General features: G+C 62.3%; 12 protein-coding genes and 2 tRNA genes. 9 read left to right on the top strand and 5 right to left on the bottom strand.

From position 1 onward, the window contains the following. Positions 1 to 100: 100 nt before the first annotated feature. Both HDG32_RS04145 and HDG32_RS04140 read right to left on the bottom strand, forming a co-directional pair. Positions 101 to 550: a MarR family winged helix-turn-helix transcriptional regulator gene (locus HDG32_RS04145; protein WP_184063596.1), complete on the bottom strand. Its 450-nt coding sequence runs from the start codon at positions 548 to 550 to the stop codon at positions 101 to 103. Positions 551 to 613: 63 nt separating this feature from the next. After that, on the bottom strand, positions 614 to 1,759 hold the full coding sequence (locus HDG32_RS04140; RefSeq protein WP_184063594.1) for a glycerate kinase: 1,146 nt from the start codon (positions 1,757 to 1,759) through the stop codon (positions 614 to 616). A gap of 542 nt (positions 1,760 to 2,301) precedes the next feature. Here HDG32_RS04140 and tig point away from each other — a divergent pair. The 8 genes from tig (at position 2,302) to HDG32_RS04100 (ending at position 11,497) form a co-directional block, all read left to right on the top strand. Continuing rightward, positions 2,302 to 3,648, top strand: a complete 1,347-nt coding sequence (gene tig / locus HDG32_RS04135; RefSeq protein WP_184063592.1) for a trigger factor — start codon at positions 2,302 to 2,304, stop codon at positions 3,646 to 3,648. A 194-nt stretch (positions 3,649 to 3,842) separates the two neighbouring features. Then, on the top strand, positions 3,843 to 4,496 hold the full coding sequence (clpP, locus tag HDG32_RS04130) for an ATP-dependent Clp endopeptidase proteolytic subunit ClpP (protein ID WP_013089401.1): 654 nt from the start codon (positions 3,843 to 3,845) through the stop codon (positions 4,494 to 4,496). Between the two features lie 196 nt (positions 4,497 to 4,692). Beyond that, positions 4,693 to 5,964 (top strand): ATP-dependent Clp protease ATP-binding subunit ClpX, encoded by a 1,272-nt coding sequence (gene clpX / locus HDG32_RS04125; protein WP_013089402.1) that lies wholly within the window; start codon positions 4,693 to 4,695, stop codon positions 5,962 to 5,964. Between the two features lie 201 nt (positions 5,965 to 6,165). Next, positions 6,166 to 8,586 carry an endopeptidase La gene (gene lon, locus HDG32_RS04120; protein WP_018418078.1) on the top strand — a complete coding sequence of 807 codons (2,421 nt, stop codon included), beginning with the start codon at positions 6,166 to 6,168 and terminating at the stop codon, positions 8,584 to 8,586. 319 nt (positions 8,587 to 8,905) lie between these two features. Next, positions 8,906 to 9,178 (top strand): HU family DNA-binding protein, encoded by a 273-nt coding sequence (locus HDG32_RS04115; RefSeq protein WP_018418077.1) that lies wholly within the window; start codon positions 8,906 to 8,908, stop codon positions 9,176 to 9,178. Positions 9,179 to 9,279: 101 nt separating this feature from the next. Continuing rightward, positions 9,280 to 9,355 (top strand) — tRNA-Val (locus HDG32_RS04110). 47 nt (positions 9,356 to 9,402) lie between these two features. Next, positions 9,403 to 9,479, top strand: a tRNA-Asp gene (locus tag HDG32_RS04105). An 86-nt stretch (positions 9,480 to 9,565) separates the two neighbouring features. Beyond that, the gene (locus HDG32_RS04100; RefSeq protein WP_184063589.1) at positions 9,566 to 11,497 is read left to right on the top strand and encodes a SurA N-terminal domain-containing protein; all 1,932 of its coding nucleotides are present in this window, start codon (positions 9,566 to 9,568) and stop codon (positions 11,495 to 11,497) included. An 83-nt stretch (positions 11,498 to 11,580) separates the two neighbouring features. Here HDG32_RS04100 and HDG32_RS04095 read toward each other — a convergent pair whose 3' ends face one another. After that, a complete protein-coding gene (locus HDG32_RS04095) occupies positions 11,581 to 11,922 on the bottom strand; it encodes a hypothetical protein (RefSeq protein WP_184063586.1) in 342 nt (113 codons plus the stop codon). Between the two features lie 116 nt (positions 11,923 to 12,038). Further along, positions 12,039 to 12,743, bottom strand: a complete 705-nt coding sequence (locus tag HDG32_RS04090; protein ID WP_184063583.1) for an arylesterase — start codon at positions 12,741 to 12,743, stop codon at positions 12,039 to 12,041. Here HDG32_RS04090 and HDG32_RS04085 point away from each other — a divergent pair. After that, entirely contained in the window at positions 12,742 to 13,428 is a 687-nt protein-coding gene (locus tag HDG32_RS04085; RefSeq protein ID WP_026225394.1) for an ABC transporter ATP-binding protein, read from the top strand. The genes HDG32_RS04090 and HDG32_RS04085 overlap by 2 nt on opposite strands. A gap of 136 nt (positions 13,429 to 13,564) precedes the next feature. On the opposite strand, the gene pgi is transcribed toward HDG32_RS04085, so the two are convergent. Continuing rightward, positions 13,565 to 15,187 (bottom strand): glucose-6-phosphate isomerase, encoded by a 1,623-nt coding sequence (gene pgi / locus HDG32_RS04080; RefSeq protein ID WP_184063580.1) that lies wholly within the window; start codon positions 15,185 to 15,187, stop codon positions 13,565 to 13,567. Positions 15,188 to 15,372: the final 185 nt, after the last annotated feature.

Below are 15,372 nucleotides of genomic sequence, written 5' to 3'. Positions count from 1 at the left end.
AAAGAGGGTGAAGGCGCGTTGACCGAGGCTCAATTTTGACACGCGCCGCCCAATGCCGTGAAACGGCGCTTTTCAAACACGGCCGGTTCGCCGCGCGCTATCACTCCCGCGCGTTCATGGCACGGATCACCTTGTCGAGCGCCGCGCCGAACGCGGCCCTTTCCTCTTCGTCGAGGCACTCGAACATATCGCCGTTCCACTTGCGCGCGATCGGCATCACTTTGCGATACAGCGCGCGGCCTTCCTGCGTCAGCGAGACCAGCACGACGCGGCCGTCCGCGGCGCTCGCTTCGCGCTGCACGAGTCCCTGCCGGATCAGCGCTTCGGCCGCGCGACTCGCCTGGCTTTTGTCGAGATTGGCATGGCGTGCCAACTCCATGATCGAGAACGGTCCGAACGATCCCACCGTCGCAATCACCCGCGCTTCGGGCAGCGTCACGTCGAGCTTCGCCGCGTAGCGCGCGCTGATGCCGCGCTCGGCCAGTTTGTTCAGTACATGCAGACGATACGTGAGGAACTGCTCGAGCCCGGCTTTGGCGGAGTCCTTCATGGTCACCCCGTGATGAGTGGAACGGTCGTGGCGCTGTGATTGTTGCGGCAACCGTTTCACGGGTCAACGCACGCCGTATTTCAGGCGCGTCAGCTGCTCGGCTTCGTTGGCGAGCAGGCGCGCCGCGTCGCGAATCGCGACGTCGAGCGTGATCGGCCCCGGCGCCGGAGAAAAGCAGCCGCCGAAGTATTCGGCAAGACGCGGCAGCGCGGCGGGGTCGATCGCGCCGGACAGCAGCGTGGCGGGCACGCCCGCGGCGCGCGCATGCGCGCAGGCGATGAACGGCGCCTTGCCGTGCAGCGTCTGTACGTCGGAACGGCCTTCACCGGTGATCAGCCAGTTGGCGCCCGTGAGCGCGGCGTCGAGGCCGATTTGCCGCGCGACGGTTTCCGCGCCCGGCTCGAACTGCGCGCCGAGCATGTGCAATGCGAAGCCGAGGCCGCCCGCCGCGCCCGCGCCCGGCAGGTCACGCGCCGTGCGGCCGAGCGCGGCTTCGAGCAGATCGGCGAAGCGCGCGAGCGCCGCGTCGATCGGCGCGACCTGTTCTGGCTTCACGCCTTTTTGCGGACCGAAGATCGCGGTCGCGCCGTGCTCGCCGGTCAACGGATTGTCGACGTCCGACATGCCGACGAACTGCGTGTCGGCAAGCCGCGCGTCGAGCAGCGACGCATCGACCCGCGCCACGCGCGCAAGCTGCTCGGGTGTGCCTTCGAGTACGTTGCCTTGCGCGTCGAACAGTTGCAAGCCGAGGCCGGTCAGCAGGCCGGCGCCGCCGTCGTTCGTGCTGCTGCCGCCGAGCGCGACGAAAAAGCGCCGCACGCCGGCATCAAGCAGCGCGCGAATCGCTTCGCCCATGCCGCGCGTGCTGCGCGCCTCGACCGGCACGCCCATGCCGACGGGGTCCGTAATGCCGACGATTTCCGCCGTTTCGATGATCGCGCCGCCGTCCGTGAGCAGGCCCGTCAGCGCTGCGCGCGTCGGACCGGCCGCGCCGCGCACGCTAAGCGTGCGGCGCTCGCCGCCGCTCGTGAGCATTGCGTCGAGCGTGCCTTCGCCGCCGTCGGCCATCGGACAGATGCGCACGCTCGCGTCGGGGCGTGCGCGCTGGACGCCGGATGCGATCGCCTGCGCGACCTGTTCCGCGCTGAGCGAGCCTTTGAATGAATCGGGAGCGATGACGACGACAGGCGAGGACGACGAATTCGGCATGGTGTCTCTGAGAGGTTTGAGTCGTTGTAAGCGGTTGCTGGAGCGGATGAAGCGACCAGTTGCTGGTGACCGGCGGTGGCGGCCCGACCGAGTGCGTTAGCTTATCAGCATGGGGGCGTCGGCTGAATATGTCGAAAGGCATAGGCGGGATCGCCGCCACGACACGTCGGCCGCGAGCGGGTGTGAGCGTCCACGCGAACGTTCTGTTGCATGACGAAAGAGCGCCGAGGAACGCACGACGCTAACCGGATAGCGATGCCAGCGGCAAATCGCGCTCGCTGTGTCAAAACTAACCGAAAATGGCCCTCAAAACGCCCGGAATGCAGGGAAAACTCGATGCAATCATTGAATCCCGGCTAGGCGCGCAAATAGTTTGCTAAAATATTCGGCTCTTTGGACTCAACCGTGCTGCCGACGGCCTGCAAGCCCGCGGCGCAGGTGCGTGATCGATGCAATCGGCGCAAATCGATGCGAAGCGACATCGACGGGCAGCACGGAGAAGATAACTGATTCGCTCGAATAATTTTAGGACGATTGAAGTCATGGCTAACGTTGTTGAAAACCTCGGCAAGCTCGAACGCCGCGTGACGATTTCCCTGCCGAAGGATGCCGTGCAGAAGGAAGTGGATTCGCGTATCCGTCAACTCGCGAAGAACGTGCGCATGCCGGGTTTCCGCCCGGGCAAGGTGCCGCTCAAGATGGTGACGCAACAGTATTCGGGCCAGGTGGAAGCCGAAGTGCTGAGCGACAAGGTCGGCAAGGAATTTTTCGACATCAGCCGCACCGAAAACCTGCGTGTCGCGGGTCAGCCGAGCTTCGCGCCGAAGACCGACGCTGGTGAAGGCAGCTACGCGTTCGACGCGACCTTCGAGGTGTATCCGGAAGTGAAGCTGGGCGACGTCGCCACGGCTGAAATCGAGCGCACCATGACCAGCATCAGCGAAGCGGAAATCGACCGCACGCTGGACATCCTGCGCAAACAGCGCGTGCACTTCCACGCTCGCGGCGAGGCAGGCGAGCACGGTGACGGCGGCGCGGACACGGCCGCCAAAGACGGCGACCGCGTGACGGTCGACTTCGTCGGCAAGATCGACGGTGAAGCATTCCAGGGCGGTAGCGCCGAAGACTTCGGCTTCATCCTCGGCGAAGGCCGCATGCTGCCGGAATTCGAAAAAGCGGCGCTCGGCTTGAAGGTCGGCGAAGCGAAGGAATTCGACCTGAAGTTCCCGGACGACTACCACGGCAAGGAAGTGGCGGGCAAGACGGCGCAATTCACGATCACGATGAAGAAGATCGAATGGCCGCATCTGCCGGAAGTCGACGGCGAATTCGCGAAATCGCTCGGCATCGAAGACGGCGATCTGACCAAGATGCGCGCTGAAATCAAGGACAACCTCGAGCGCGAAGCGAAGCGCCGCACGCAAGCCATCGTCAAGAACCAGGTGATGGACGCACTGCTGAAAATCTCGGAGCTCGACGTCCCGAACGCGCTGATCGAGCAGGATCAGGAGCGCCTCGTCGCGATGGCTCGCCAGGATCTGGAACAGCGCGGCGTGCCGAACGCGAAGGACGCGCCGATCCCGGCCGCGATGTTCAAGGAGCAGGCCGAGCGCCGCGTCAAGCTGGGTCTCGTGCTGGCCGAACTCGTGAAGGCGAACGAACTGCAGGCGAAGCCGGAGCAGATCCGTGCCGAAGTCGATGAATTCGCGAAAAGCTACGAAGACCCGAAGGAAGTCGTCCGCTGGTATTATTCCAACCAGCAACGTCTTGCTGAAATGGAAGCGTATGTCGTTGAAGCCAACGTCGTCGACTTCGTCCTCAGCAAGGCCAAGGTGACGGACAAGGAAGTGAGCTTCGAGGAACTGGCAAGCGCAACGGCGCAAGCGTAAGCGTCGCTGCAACGGCGTGCCGGCTGTCGGAGCGACCGACGGCCGGCACGCCGTTTTTTTGTGCCATGAATCTGTGTGACGTACCGGATCCGGTCGTGCGGCGCACACGAAGACGGCACTTGAATACGGGCTCGTCGCACCAACCTGTGTCCAGCAGCTAATATTCAGAATATTTCCAGACAAGGATCCATTGCATGACCTTTCGCGCCCAAATGCTGGACACGTTGACCTCCCAGTCGTCCCGGGATCTCGAAGCGCAGGCACTCGGTCTGGTGCCGATCGTCGTGGAAACGAGCGGTCGGGGCGAGCGCTCCTATGATATTTATTCGCGTCTGCTGAAGGAACGCATCGTGTTCCTCGTGGGCGAAGTGAACGACCAGACGGCCAATCTGGTGGTTGCGCAGATGCTGTTTCTGGAAAGCGAGAATCCGGACAAGGACATCTACTTCTACATCAACAGTCCGGGCGGCTCCGTGTCTGCCGGTATGGCGATCTACGATACGATGCAGTTCATCAAGCCGGACGTCTCGACGCTGTGCATGGGGCTTGCGGCGAGCATGGGCGCGTTCCTGCTCGCGGCCGGTGCTAAGGGCAAGCGTTTCGCGCTGCCGAATTCGCGCGTGATGATTCATCAGCCGCTCGGCGGCGCGCGCGGCCAGGCATCGGACATTGAAATCCAGGCGCGTGAAATCCTGTACCTGAAGGATCGGCTGAATCATCTGCTCGCGCACCACACCGGTCAGCCGGTCGAACGTATCGCGCGTGACACCGACCGTGACAATTTCATGTCCGGCGATGACGCGCAGGCGTACGGCCTCGTCGACCAGGTGGCGCACAAGCGTCCCTGATCTGGTACGGTTTTGCCCTGCTGTTTTGCCCACTGTTGCGGCAAAACCGTCATCGGGTCGGTTGTGAATGTTCAACTTCCGTCCGGGCGTCTGCGGCAAGCGCCGTTATCGTGCTCACTAGCCCTGCCGCGCCCAAACTGCGTGGCGGGGGCAAACGGCGTATTATCTAATCCGGTGTCCGGAGGCTCACACATCTATGGCGGACAAGAAAGGTTCTAACAGCGAAAAGCTGTTGTATTGCTCGTTTTGCGGCAAGAGCCAGCATGAGGTCAAGAAACTGATTGCTGGCCCGTCGGTATTCATCTGCGATGAATGTATCGATCTGTGCAACGAAATCATTCGTGACGAGGCTGCAGGCGCGGGCATCGAGGCCGGCTTGTCCAAGTCCGATCTGCCGACCCCGCAGGAAATCCGCGAAATTCTCGACCAGTACGTGATCGGTCAGGAGCGCGCGAAAAAGATCCTCGCGGTCGCGGTCTACAACCACTACAAGCGCCTCAAGCATCTCGACAAGAAGGATGAAATCGAGCTGTCCAAGAGCAACATCCTGCTGATCGGCCCGACCGGCTCCGGCAAGACGCTGCTTGCGCAGACGCTCGCGCGCCTTCTGAACGTGCCATTCGTGATCGCCGACGCGACCACGCTGACGGAAGCCGGCTATGTCGGCGAAGACGTCGAGAACATCATTCAGAAGCTGCTGCAGAATTGTAATTACGAGGTGGACAAGGCTCAGCGCGGCATCGTCTACATCGACGAAATCGACAAGATCAGTCGTAAGTCCGACAACCCGTCCATCACGCGCGACGTGTCGGGCGAGGGTGTGCAGCAGGCTCTGCTGAAGCTGGTCGAAGGCACGATGGCGTCGGTGCCGCCGCAAGGTGGCCGTAAGCACCCGAACCAGGACTTCATCCAGGTCGATACGACGAACATCCTGTTCATCTGCGGCGGTGCGTTCGACGGCCTTGAGAAGGTCATCGTCGATCGCACCGAGAAGACCGGCATCGGTTTCGGCGCGAGCGTGAAGAGCAAGCAGGACCGCGACGCCGGCGAAGTGCTGCGCGAAGTGGAGCCGGAAGATCTGATCAAATTCGGCCTGATTCCGGAGCTGATCGGCCGTCTGCCGGTGGTCGCCACGCTCGGCAAGCTCGACGAAGCGGCGCTGATGAAGATTCTCGTCGAACCGAAGAATGCGCTGGTCAAGCAGTATCACAAGCTGTTCAGCATGGAGCGCGTCGAGCTCGAAATCCGTCCGGCCGCGTTGCAGGCCGTGGCGCGCAAGGCGATCCGCCGCAAGACGGGCGCGCGGGGCCTGCGTTCGATTCTGGAACAGGCGTTGCTTGATGTCATGTACGACCTTCCGCAAATGAAAGGTGTCAGCAAGGTCATCATCGACGACAACGTTATCGACGGCGACGGCAAACCGCTGCTGATCTACGAAGACGCGCCGAAGGTCGCGGGTTCGAACTGATCGGCTTTCGAGTTCTGCAAAAAGGCCGTTCATGGCGACGTGAACGGCTTTTTCGTTTATCGTGTGGTCAGGCTGGTTGTTCTCAACTATGGAGTCACTGAACCTTCGGAGTCACTGAACTTTTCCCACACGCGGAGGCTTGCAAAATTTTTTGCTGGCCTCACCTATCGAACGAACTGATTCCACTCATGGGGAAATGAAATGTCAGGAACCCAACTCCTCCCGCCGGAACGCATTACGCTGCCGCTGCTCCCGCTGCGCGACGTAGTCGTTTTCCCGCACATGGTGATTCCGCTCTTCGTAGGCCGCCCGAAGTCGATCAAGGCTCTCGAAGCAGCGATGGAAGGCGGCAAGCACATCATGCTCGTCGCCCAGAAGACGGCTGCGAAAGATGAGCCGACCGAAAAGGACATGTACGAAGTAGGGTGTATCGCCAACATCCTGCAGATGCTGAAGCTGCCCGACGGTACCGTGAAGGTGCTCGTCGAAGGCTTGCAGCGCGCGAAGACGCTTTCCATCGAAGAACAGGAAACGCAGTTCTCGTGCGAAGTCATGCCGCTCGAACCTGACCACGCCGACAGCGCTGAAACCGAAGCGCTGCGTCGCGCGATCGTGTCGCAGTTCGACCAGTATGTGAAGCTGAACAAGAAGATCCCGCCGGAGATCCTGACCTCGCTGTCGGGTATCGACGAGGCAGGGCGTCTCGCCGACACGATCGCGGCGCATTTGCCGCTCAAGCTCGACCAGAAGCAACACATCCTCGAGATGTTCCCGGTGATCGAGCGGCTCGAGCATCTGCTCGCGCAACTCGAAGCCGAGATCGACATCCTGCAGGTCGAAAAGCGTATCCGCGGGCGCGTGAAGCGTCAGATGGAGAAGAGTCAGCGCGAGTACTACCTGAACGAACAGGTCAAGGCGATCCAGAAGGAACTCGGCGAAGGCGAAGAAGGTGCGGATCTCGAAGAACTCGAGAAGCGCATCACGGCCGCCCGCATGCCGAAGGAAGCGAAGAAGAAGGCCGACGCCGAGCTGAAGAAGCTCAAGCTGATGTCGCCGATGTCGGCGGAAGCGACGGTCGTGCGCAACTACATCGACACGCTGATCGGCTTGCCGTGGCGCAAGAAGAGCAAGGTCAACAACGACCTGTCGAATGCGGAGCGCGTGCTTGACGAAGATCACTTCGGTCTCGAGAAAGTGAAGGAACGCATTCTCGAGTATCTCGCGGTCCAGCAACGTGTCGACAAGGTCAAGGCGCCGATCCTGTGCCTCGTGGGGCCTCCGGGCGTCGGTAAGACTTCGCTCGGTCAGTCGATCGCGCGCGCGACGAACCGCAAGTTCGTGCGCATGGCATTGGGCGGCGTGCGTGACGAAGCCGAGATTCGTGGCCACCGTCGCACGTACATCGGTTCGATGCCGGGCAAGATCCTGCAAAGCCTGACCAAGGTCGGCGTGCGCAATCCGCTCTTCCTGCTCGACGAAGTCGACAAGATGGGTCAGGATTTCCGCGGCGATCCGTCGTCGGCCCTGCTGGAAGTGCTCGATCCGGAACAGAACCACACGTTCGCCGACCACTACGTCGAAGTCGACTTCGATCTGTCGGACGTGATGTTCGTCGCGACGTCGAACTCGCTGAACATTCCGCCGCCGCTGCTCGACCGGATGGAAGTGATTCGTCTGTCCGGTTATACGGAAGACGAGAAGGTCAGCATCGCGCAGCGTTATCTGCTGCCGAAGCAGAAGAAGAACAATGGCCTCAAGGATGGCGAGGTCGATGTGACGGAAACCGCGATCCGCGACATCATTCGTTACTACACGCGCGAAGCGGGCGTCCGCTCGCTCGAGCGTGAAATTTCGAAGATCTGCCGCAAGGTCGTGAAGATGCTTCTGCTGAAGAAGGCGGAAGGCGCGGTGAAGGTCGACGGCAGCAACCTCGACACGTTCCTCGGCGTGCGCAAGTACGACTTCGGTCTGGCCGCGAAGGAAAATCAGGTGGGCCAGGTCACGGGTCTCGCGTGGACGGAAGTGGGCGGCGATCTGCTGACCATCGAAGCCGCGGTGATGCCGGGCAAGGGCAATGTGATCCGCACGGGTTCGCTCGGCGACGTGATGAAGGAATCCGTCGAAGCGGCGCGCTCGGTCGTGCGTTCGCGTTCGCGTCGTCTTGGCATCAAGGACGAAGCGTTCGAGAAGCAGGACATTCACATCCACGTGCCGGAAGGCGCGACGCCGAAAGATGGTCCTTCGGCTGGTATCGCGATGACGACCGCGCTGGTGTCGGTGTTGACCGGTATTCCGGTGCGCGCCGATGTCGCAATGACGGGCGAAATCACGCTGCGTGGCGAAGTTCTGCCGATCGGCGGCCTGAAGGAAAAGCTGCTGGCGGCGCATCGCGGTGGCATCAAGCTGGTGCTGATTCCGGAAGAAAACGTCAAGGACTTGACGGAGATTCCGGACAACGTGAAGAACGCGATCGAAATCGTGCCGGTCCGCTGGATCGACAAGGTGCTCGAACTTGCGCTCGAGCGTGTACCGCAGGCGTTACCGGAAGAAGAACCGAAGCCCTCGGCGCCGGTTGGGGCTGAGCCGGGCAAGGATGCCGCGACGGACGTCGTCAAGCACTAAGGTTCGATGCGCATCAGAATGCGCTGACGCCAAAGCATTCTGCAGCGGTGTCGTTCGCTGAAGCAGAAAACCCGCGGTCAAGAGCCGCGGGTTTTTTTTGCCCGCGCGGCTTCGTCGCCAGGCCGCATCGCCAGTCTTTCCGCTGCAACATACTGTGACAAAAGCGCCCCTCCAAAATAACGCCGATCAGGCTCAACCCCGGTTGACACAAGGGTTTCGGCCGCTTCTAATGAGGCGGCCTGGCGTTCGCGCCGGCCGCGTGGCGGGAGGTGCTGGAAAGCACTGTCACGATTGCCAATAAACATTCACGGGGGTTTGAATGAACAAGACGGAATTGATCGATCACATCGCACAGCAAGCCGACATTTCGAAGGCCGCGGCGGGCCGTGCGCTCGATGCAGTCATCGCGGGCGTCAAAAACACGTTGAAGAAGGGCGGATCTGTGACGTTGGTCGGCTTTGGCACGTTCGCGGTCGGCAAGCGCACCGCGCGCACCGGACGCAATCCGCGCACGGGCGCCGCGATCAAAATCAAGGCAGCAAAAGTTCCTAAATTTAGGCCTGGCAAAGCTCTGAAGGATGCGCTAAACTAGTGCGCTTGCTGCTTGAGGAATTGCTTAACCCGACTGCATGAACGATTCACGGGGAGGGCAGCGGCAAGGCAGAAAACACATCAAGCACTGAATCAGGAAACGGGTGCTTAGCTCAGTTGGTAGAGCGGCGCCCTTACAAGGCGTAGGTCGGGAGTTCGAGCCTCTCAGCACCCACCAGTTTCAGATTCGGCCGCAGTGTTTCCAGTCGCAAAAGTGCAGTATAAGGAGTGGTAGTTCAGTCGGTTAGAATACCGGCCTGTCACGCCGGGGGTCGCGGGTTCGAGTCCCGTCCACTCCGCCAGTATCCACGAAAGGCGAACTCCGGTTCGCCTTTTTTGTTGCCCGCTGTTGTAAGATCGGGCCTTCTGTTTTTGGCACCCCTCACGCATGCTCGATTTTTTCCGCAATCACCAACGCCTGATGATGTTCATGCTCATCCTCGTCATTTTGCCGGGGTTGGGTTTCGTGGGTATTCAGGGTTTCCGCGGCTTCTTTGACGAAAGTGCAAACGTCGCGAGTGTCAACGGTCACAAGATCACCCGTGTCGAATATGACGACGCGATGCGCCAGCAGATCGACCGCGGGCGTCAGATGCTCGGCGCGAAGTTCGACATGAAGTCGTTCGACACGCCGGAGCGCCGTCGCCAGATGCTCGACGGCATGATCGAGCAGCGTGTGCTTGCCGACGAAACGCAGCGTCTGCATCTGAGCGCATCGGACGAAGCGGTGCGCCGCGCGCTGCTGTCCGACCCGGTGATCTCGTCGCTGAAGAATCCCGACGGGTCGATCGACCTCGACCGCTACAAGCAACTGCTCGCGATGCAGGGCATGACGCCCGATCAGTACGACGAGCGCGTGCGCTACAACCTCGCTATGCAACAACTGCCCGCGAGCATCGAGGCGAGCGCGTTCACGTCGAAGACGCTCGCGCAGCACTTGACCGAGCTCGCGCAGCAGCAGCGTGAAGTGCAGGGCATCGCGTTCCATCCGCACGATTACGCGGCGAAGATCCAGCCGACCGATGCGCAACTGCAAGCGTACTACGACGCGCATCGCAACGACTTCGCGACGCCCGCTACGGCGACGATCCAGTACCTGGTGATGTCGCCGGCCGCGCTGAGCGCATCGGTGCAGCCGAGCGACGCGGACCTGAAGAAGTACTACGACGACAACATCGCCCACTTCCGCACCGAAGGCGAAGTGCGCGCGAGCCATATCCTGATCGCGGCACCGAAGGACGCGAGCGCGGCCGACAAGGCCAAAGCGAAGCAGAAGGCCGAGGAGTTGCTCGCGCAGCTCAAGGCGCATCCGGACCAGTTCGCGCAGATCGCGCAGCGGAACTCGCAGGATCCGGGTTCGGCATCGAAGGGTGGCGATCTCGGTTACTTCGGCCGCGGCATGATCGCGGGCGGCCAGGCGTTCGACGACGCGGTGTTCGCGCTGAAGAAGGACGAAATCAGCGGCATCGTCCAGACCGACTTCGGTTTCCACATCATCAAGGTCACCGATATAAAGCCGGCGGTCACGAAGTCGTTCGACGAAGTGAAGGACCAGATCGCCAGGGAGCTGAAGACGCAACTGGCGAGCAAGGCGTTCACCGACAGCTCGGAAGGTTTCACGTCGCTCGTCTATGAAAAGGCCAAGAGCCTGCAGCCGGCCGCTGACAAATTCAAGCTGCAGATCCAGACCGCGACGGTCACGCCGCAGCCGGATCCGAAGCTGCCGCCCGACAGCCCGCTGAACAACCCGAAGTTCCTCGCAGCCGTGTTCGCGAACGACTCGGTATCGGCGCACAACAATACGCAGGCCATCGACGTCGGCAACAACACGCTGATCGCCGCGCGTGTGACCGACTACAAGCCCGCTGCCGTGCCCGCATTCGACGTGGTGAAGGACGCGGTGCGTCAGAAGGTGATCGCCGTGCAGGCGAACGAAGCAGCGCACAAGGACGGCGTCGCGAAACTGGCCGAGTTCGAGAAATCGAAGACGACCGCCGGTTTCTCGTCGCCGCTGAAGGTGTCGCGCAATGACGCGCAGGGCGTGCCACCTGCCGCACTGAGCGCAATCTACAAGGTCGATGCGCAAAAGTTGCCGGCCTACGTCGGTGTCGATCTCGGCGACGACGGCTATGCGATCTATCGCGTGAACCAGATCGTGCAGCCCGCGGCCACCGACGCGCAGCATCTCGCTGTCGCGCAGCAGCAGATCGCGCAGGTGGACGCGCAGTCGCAGACCGAAGCCTATCTGAAAGCGCTGCGCGAGCGCTCGAAGGTGAAGTTCTACGGTACGCTCGACAGCGCCGCCCAGCCGTCCGATTAGTAAGCCGCAGTAAGCATTACCTGCTCGTCCAAAAAAAGCCCCGCATTTGCGGGGCTTTTTTTATCTACAGCCGGGTGGCAGCTTTACAGACAGCCGCTGATCGCGCCGGTGGCGTTGCCACCGCCAGCGCCGCCGGCGCGAAAGCCGACCCACGTGCCCTTGCCGCTATACGAAGGACGGACCACCGCGGCCGCGCCGTTGGGCGGCTGCTGGCCCGGGACGTAGACGTCCATGGCCTGATCGTTGGCGAGGATGGTTTGCGAGACCACCTGTTGTTGCGAACTATCCGCCCATTTCTGCGCGATGCAGGTTGCGACGGCGCGAGGCGGCTGCTGGCTTTGACCCACCGACTGAACGCCGGCCGGCGGTTGAGCCGCGCAGGCCGAGATGGCAATGGTCAAAGCGATTAACGGTAAATATTTCAACGTTATCTCCTCAGAAGTCGCTCAAGAATGAGCCGGGTCGCAGGGATTGCCCATATGTCGAACGGCTCGGCGATCCGTGTTCCCCAGGTTCCGGAAACAAGTCGTTAGCAGGTCTTTCAGTGCGGCGAACTTGTGCGAAGAAGTGGCTTGACAGCGGGCCACACGTTGTCGAGTAGCAGCGGCTGTGCCTGCTGCGTCGGGTGGAGCTGATCGGCCTGGAACATGTCCGGTTTATCCGCGATGCCGGCGAGAAGAAACGGCACGAGCGGCACATGGAACTCCTTCGACAGCTGGCCGTAGAGGCCGTGGAACTTTTGCGTATAGTCGGGGCCGTAATTGGGCGGCACGTACATGCCGACGAGCACGACCTTCGCGTGGCCTTGCTGCGCCTGTTCGATGATCGTGCGCAGGTTGTCCTCGGTCGTCGAGAGCGGCACGCCGCGCAACGCGTCGTTGGCGCCGAGCTCGACGATCACGATGCTCGGTTTGAGCCGTTCCATCAGCGCGGGCAGACGCGCGCGTCCGCCGCTCGTCGTGTCGCCGCTGATGCTCGCATTGGCGACGCTATAATCGATGCGCTCTTCGGCCAGACGCTGACGCATCAACGCGACCCAGCCCGTATCGCGGGGCAGCCCGTACTCAGCGGAGATGCTGTCGCCGAGCACGACGATCACCGGCTTTGCGGGTTCGGGCGTATTCGCCGCGTGAGCCCGCAACGGTAACGAAACCAGCGCGGCGGCCATCATGGTCGCGCCGAATGCCGCAGACAGCGCCGCGGCGCGAGGGGCGATGGCGCGCACTTTCAACCTACGCTTCACCATGCCAAACAGAACTGATCCAGTCATTGAAGTGCGGGGTTTGTGCAAGAGGGTTAAGGATGCTGCGGGCGAACTGACGATTCTCGATGACATCGATCTTGCCATCGATGCCGGCAGCAGCGTCGCGATCGTCGGTGCATCCGGGTCGGGCAAGTCTACGCTGCTCGGCTTGCTCGCGGGATTGGACAGTGCTAGCGCGGGCTCGGTTCGGCTGCTCGGGCGCGAACTCGGCGAGCTCGACGAAGACGGCCGCGCCGCGTTGCGCAGCGGCGCGGTCGGCTTCGTGTTCCAGTCGTTTCAGTTGATGCCGCATCTGACCGCGCTCGAAAACGTCACGTTGCCGCTCGAACTGCAAGGCGGCATCGGCACACGCGAGGCCGCCGCGCGTGCGCGTGAACTGCTCGAACAGGTTGGGCTCGGACAGCGTACCGGTCATTATCCGAAGCTGCTGTCGGGCGGCGAGCAGCAGCGCGTCGCGCTCGCGCGCGCGTTCGTCACGCGCCCGGCGATCCTGTTCGCCGACGAACCCACCGGCAGTCTCGACGCGGCCACCGGCCACGCGGTGATCGATCTGATGTTCGAGATGAATCGCGCGCACGGCGCGACGCTCGTGCTCGTGACACACGACATCGAACTCGCGCGGCGTTGCGATACGACGGTGACGATCGAAGCGGGGCGGCTCGCTTGATGGTCCGGCGGATCGCGGGCTTGCGCTCGCGTACCTCGGGCATGTCGTCGTCGAAGCAAAAACAAAGCGGGCCATAGCCCGCTTCGTTCTGTTTGTGGCGCGTTATCGCCCGCTATCGTGCGCTCCAGACTTCCATTCAGCGCTTCAACGCAGCCCGGGCCCGCGCGATCAGCGCCGCCGTCGACGAGTCATGCTTCTTCACGTCGGCACTCGCCGCGCCCAGATCGGCCTCGACCACCTTGCCGAGAATCTTGCCGAGTTCGACGCCCCACTGATCGAACGGGTTGATGTTCCACACCGACGCCTGCACCAGCACCTTGTGCTCATAAAGCGCGATCAACGCGCCGAGCGTGCGCGCGGTCAACGCGTCGAGCAGCAGCGTCGCGGTGGGGCGGTTGCCGGGGAACGTCAGGTGCGGTGCGAGTTCCGGCTTGTCGGGGCCGGCCACCTTCTTCGCTTCCTCGAGCGTGCGACCCAGCATCAACGCTTCGCTCTGCGCGAAGCAGTTCGCGAGCAGCTTCGGATGATGGCTCGCGAGCGGATGCTCGGGCGTCAGCAGCGCGATGAAATCGATCGGCACGATCGTCGGGCCCTGGTGCAGCATCTGGAAAAACGCGTGCTGACCGTTCGTGCCCGGCTCGCCCCATGTGACTGCGGAAGTCGCATAGTCGACGAACGCGCCGTCGAGACGCGCGGACTTGCCGTTGCTCTCCATTTCGAGCTGCTGCAGATACGACGGCAGGAAATGCAGCGCCTGCGAATACGGCGCGACCAGATAGCTCTGCGAGCCGAAGAAGTTGCGATACCAGATGCCGATCATGCCGAGCAGCACCGGCAGGTTCCTGTCGAGCGGCGCGGTGCGGAAGTGCTGGTCCATCTCGTTGGCGCCGGCGAGCAGTTCGTCGAACTGTTGCGGACCTACCGCGATCATGATCGACAGGCCGACGGCCGACCACAGCGAGTAGCGTCCGCCGACCCAGTCCCACATCGAGAACACGTTCTCTTGCGCGATGCCGAACTTGACGACTTCGGCGGTATTGGCCGACACACCGACGAAGTGCTTCGCCAGCGCGCTTTCCGGGCAGCCTTTCTGGATGAAAAAGTCGCGCAGCGAGCGCGCGTTGGTCATCGTCTCCAGCGTCGTGAAAGTCTTCGACACGATGATCGCGAGCGTCTCTTCGGGATCGATCTGCTGCATCACGTTGTACAGATCGGCGCCGTCCACGTTCGACACGAAGTGCGTCGAGATCTCGGGCGTCGCGAGATGATGCAACGCGTGCACGACCATCTTCGGCCCTAGATCCGAGCCGCCGATGCCGATGTTCACGACATGACGGATCCGCTTGCCGGTATAGCCGGTCCATGCGCCGCTGCGGACCTGCTCGGCGAACGCGGCCATTTTCTTGCGCTCGGCCTGCACTTCGGCGAAGAACGGCGCCTTCGGGTCGGTTGCGCGCAAGGCCGTGTGCAGCGCGGCGCGGCCTTCGGTCGGGTTGACGACCTCGCCCGCGAACATCGCGTCGCGGCGCTTTTCGACGCCGGCTTCGCGGGCGAGTTGCACGAGCAGTTGCAGGGTTTCGTCGGTGATGCGGTGCTTCGAGAAATCGGCTGAGAGACCGCCGCCCGCGAACGTGAAGCGTTCGGCGCGCGTGGGAGCGGGATCGTTCTCGGGGGCGAACCAGTCGCGCAGATGCGCATCGCGAATCGTGTCGTAATGCGTCTGCAGCGAGGACCAGGAGGGGAGCGAGTTCTGGGTCATAGCGTCCGTCTAACCAAGGAGCACGAAGGAAGGCGCGCGCATGAAGCGCGGCCGAGAATGATGCGGCGATGCACTCAGAGCGATGCCACGCGGCCCGGAGCGGGACAGGTGCCGACGATACTTCGCGAAGCGGGTGAACTTCGCGAAAACGCGAGGCGGCGCCCGCGCCCGCTGGAGTATCGCCG

This window comes from Paraburkholderia sp. CI2 (assembly GCF_014201055.1).
In the GTDB taxonomy this organism is placed as follows: domain Bacteria; phylum Pseudomonadota; class Gammaproteobacteria; order Burkholderiales; family Burkholderiaceae; genus Paraburkholderia; species Paraburkholderia tuberum.
Note: the sequence above shows the minus strand (reverse complement) of the source record. Positions and strands in the feature narration are given on the sequence as shown.

Bases quoted from the DNA above. Each gene is read 5' to 3' on its own strand.
- HDG32_RS04140 (WP_184063594.1), bottom strand. From the start codon at position 1,759: ATGCCGAATTCGTCGTCCTCGCCTGTCGTCGTCATCGCTCCCGATTCA.
- HDG32_RS04090 (WP_184063583.1), bottom strand. From the start codon at position 12,743: ATGGTGAAGCGTAGGTTGAAAGTGCGCGCCATCGCCCCTCGCGCCGCG.
- HDG32_RS04145 (WP_184063596.1), bottom strand. From the start codon at position 550: ATGAAGGACTCCGCCAAAGCCGGGCTCGAGCAGTTCCTCACGTATCGT.
- pgi (WP_184063580.1), bottom strand. From the start codon at position 15,187: ATGACCCAGAACTCGCTCCCCTCCTGGTCCTCGCTGCAGACGCATTAC.
- HDG32_RS04085 (WP_026225394.1), top strand. From the start codon at position 12,742: ATGCCAAACAGAACTGATCCAGTCATTGAAGTGCGGGGTTTGTGCAAG.
- clpP (WP_013089401.1), top strand. From the start codon at position 3,843: ATGACCTTTCGCGCCCAAATGCTGGACACGTTGACCTCCCAGTCGTCC.
- tig (WP_184063592.1), top strand. From the start codon at position 2,302: ATGGCTAACGTTGTTGAAAACCTCGGCAAGCTCGAACGCCGCGTGACG.
- HDG32_RS04100 (WP_184063589.1), top strand. From the start codon at position 9,566: ATGCTCGATTTTTTCCGCAATCACCAACGCCTGATGATGTTCATGCTC.
- HDG32_RS04115 (WP_018418077.1), top strand. From the start codon at position 8,906: ATGAACAAGACGGAATTGATCGATCACATCGCACAGCAAGCCGACATT.
- lon (WP_018418078.1), top strand. From the start codon at position 6,166: ATGTCAGGAACCCAACTCCTCCCGCCGGAACGCATTACGCTGCCGCTG.
- clpX (WP_013089402.1), top strand. From the start codon at position 4,693: ATGGCGGACAAGAAAGGTTCTAACAGCGAAAAGCTGTTGTATTGCTCG.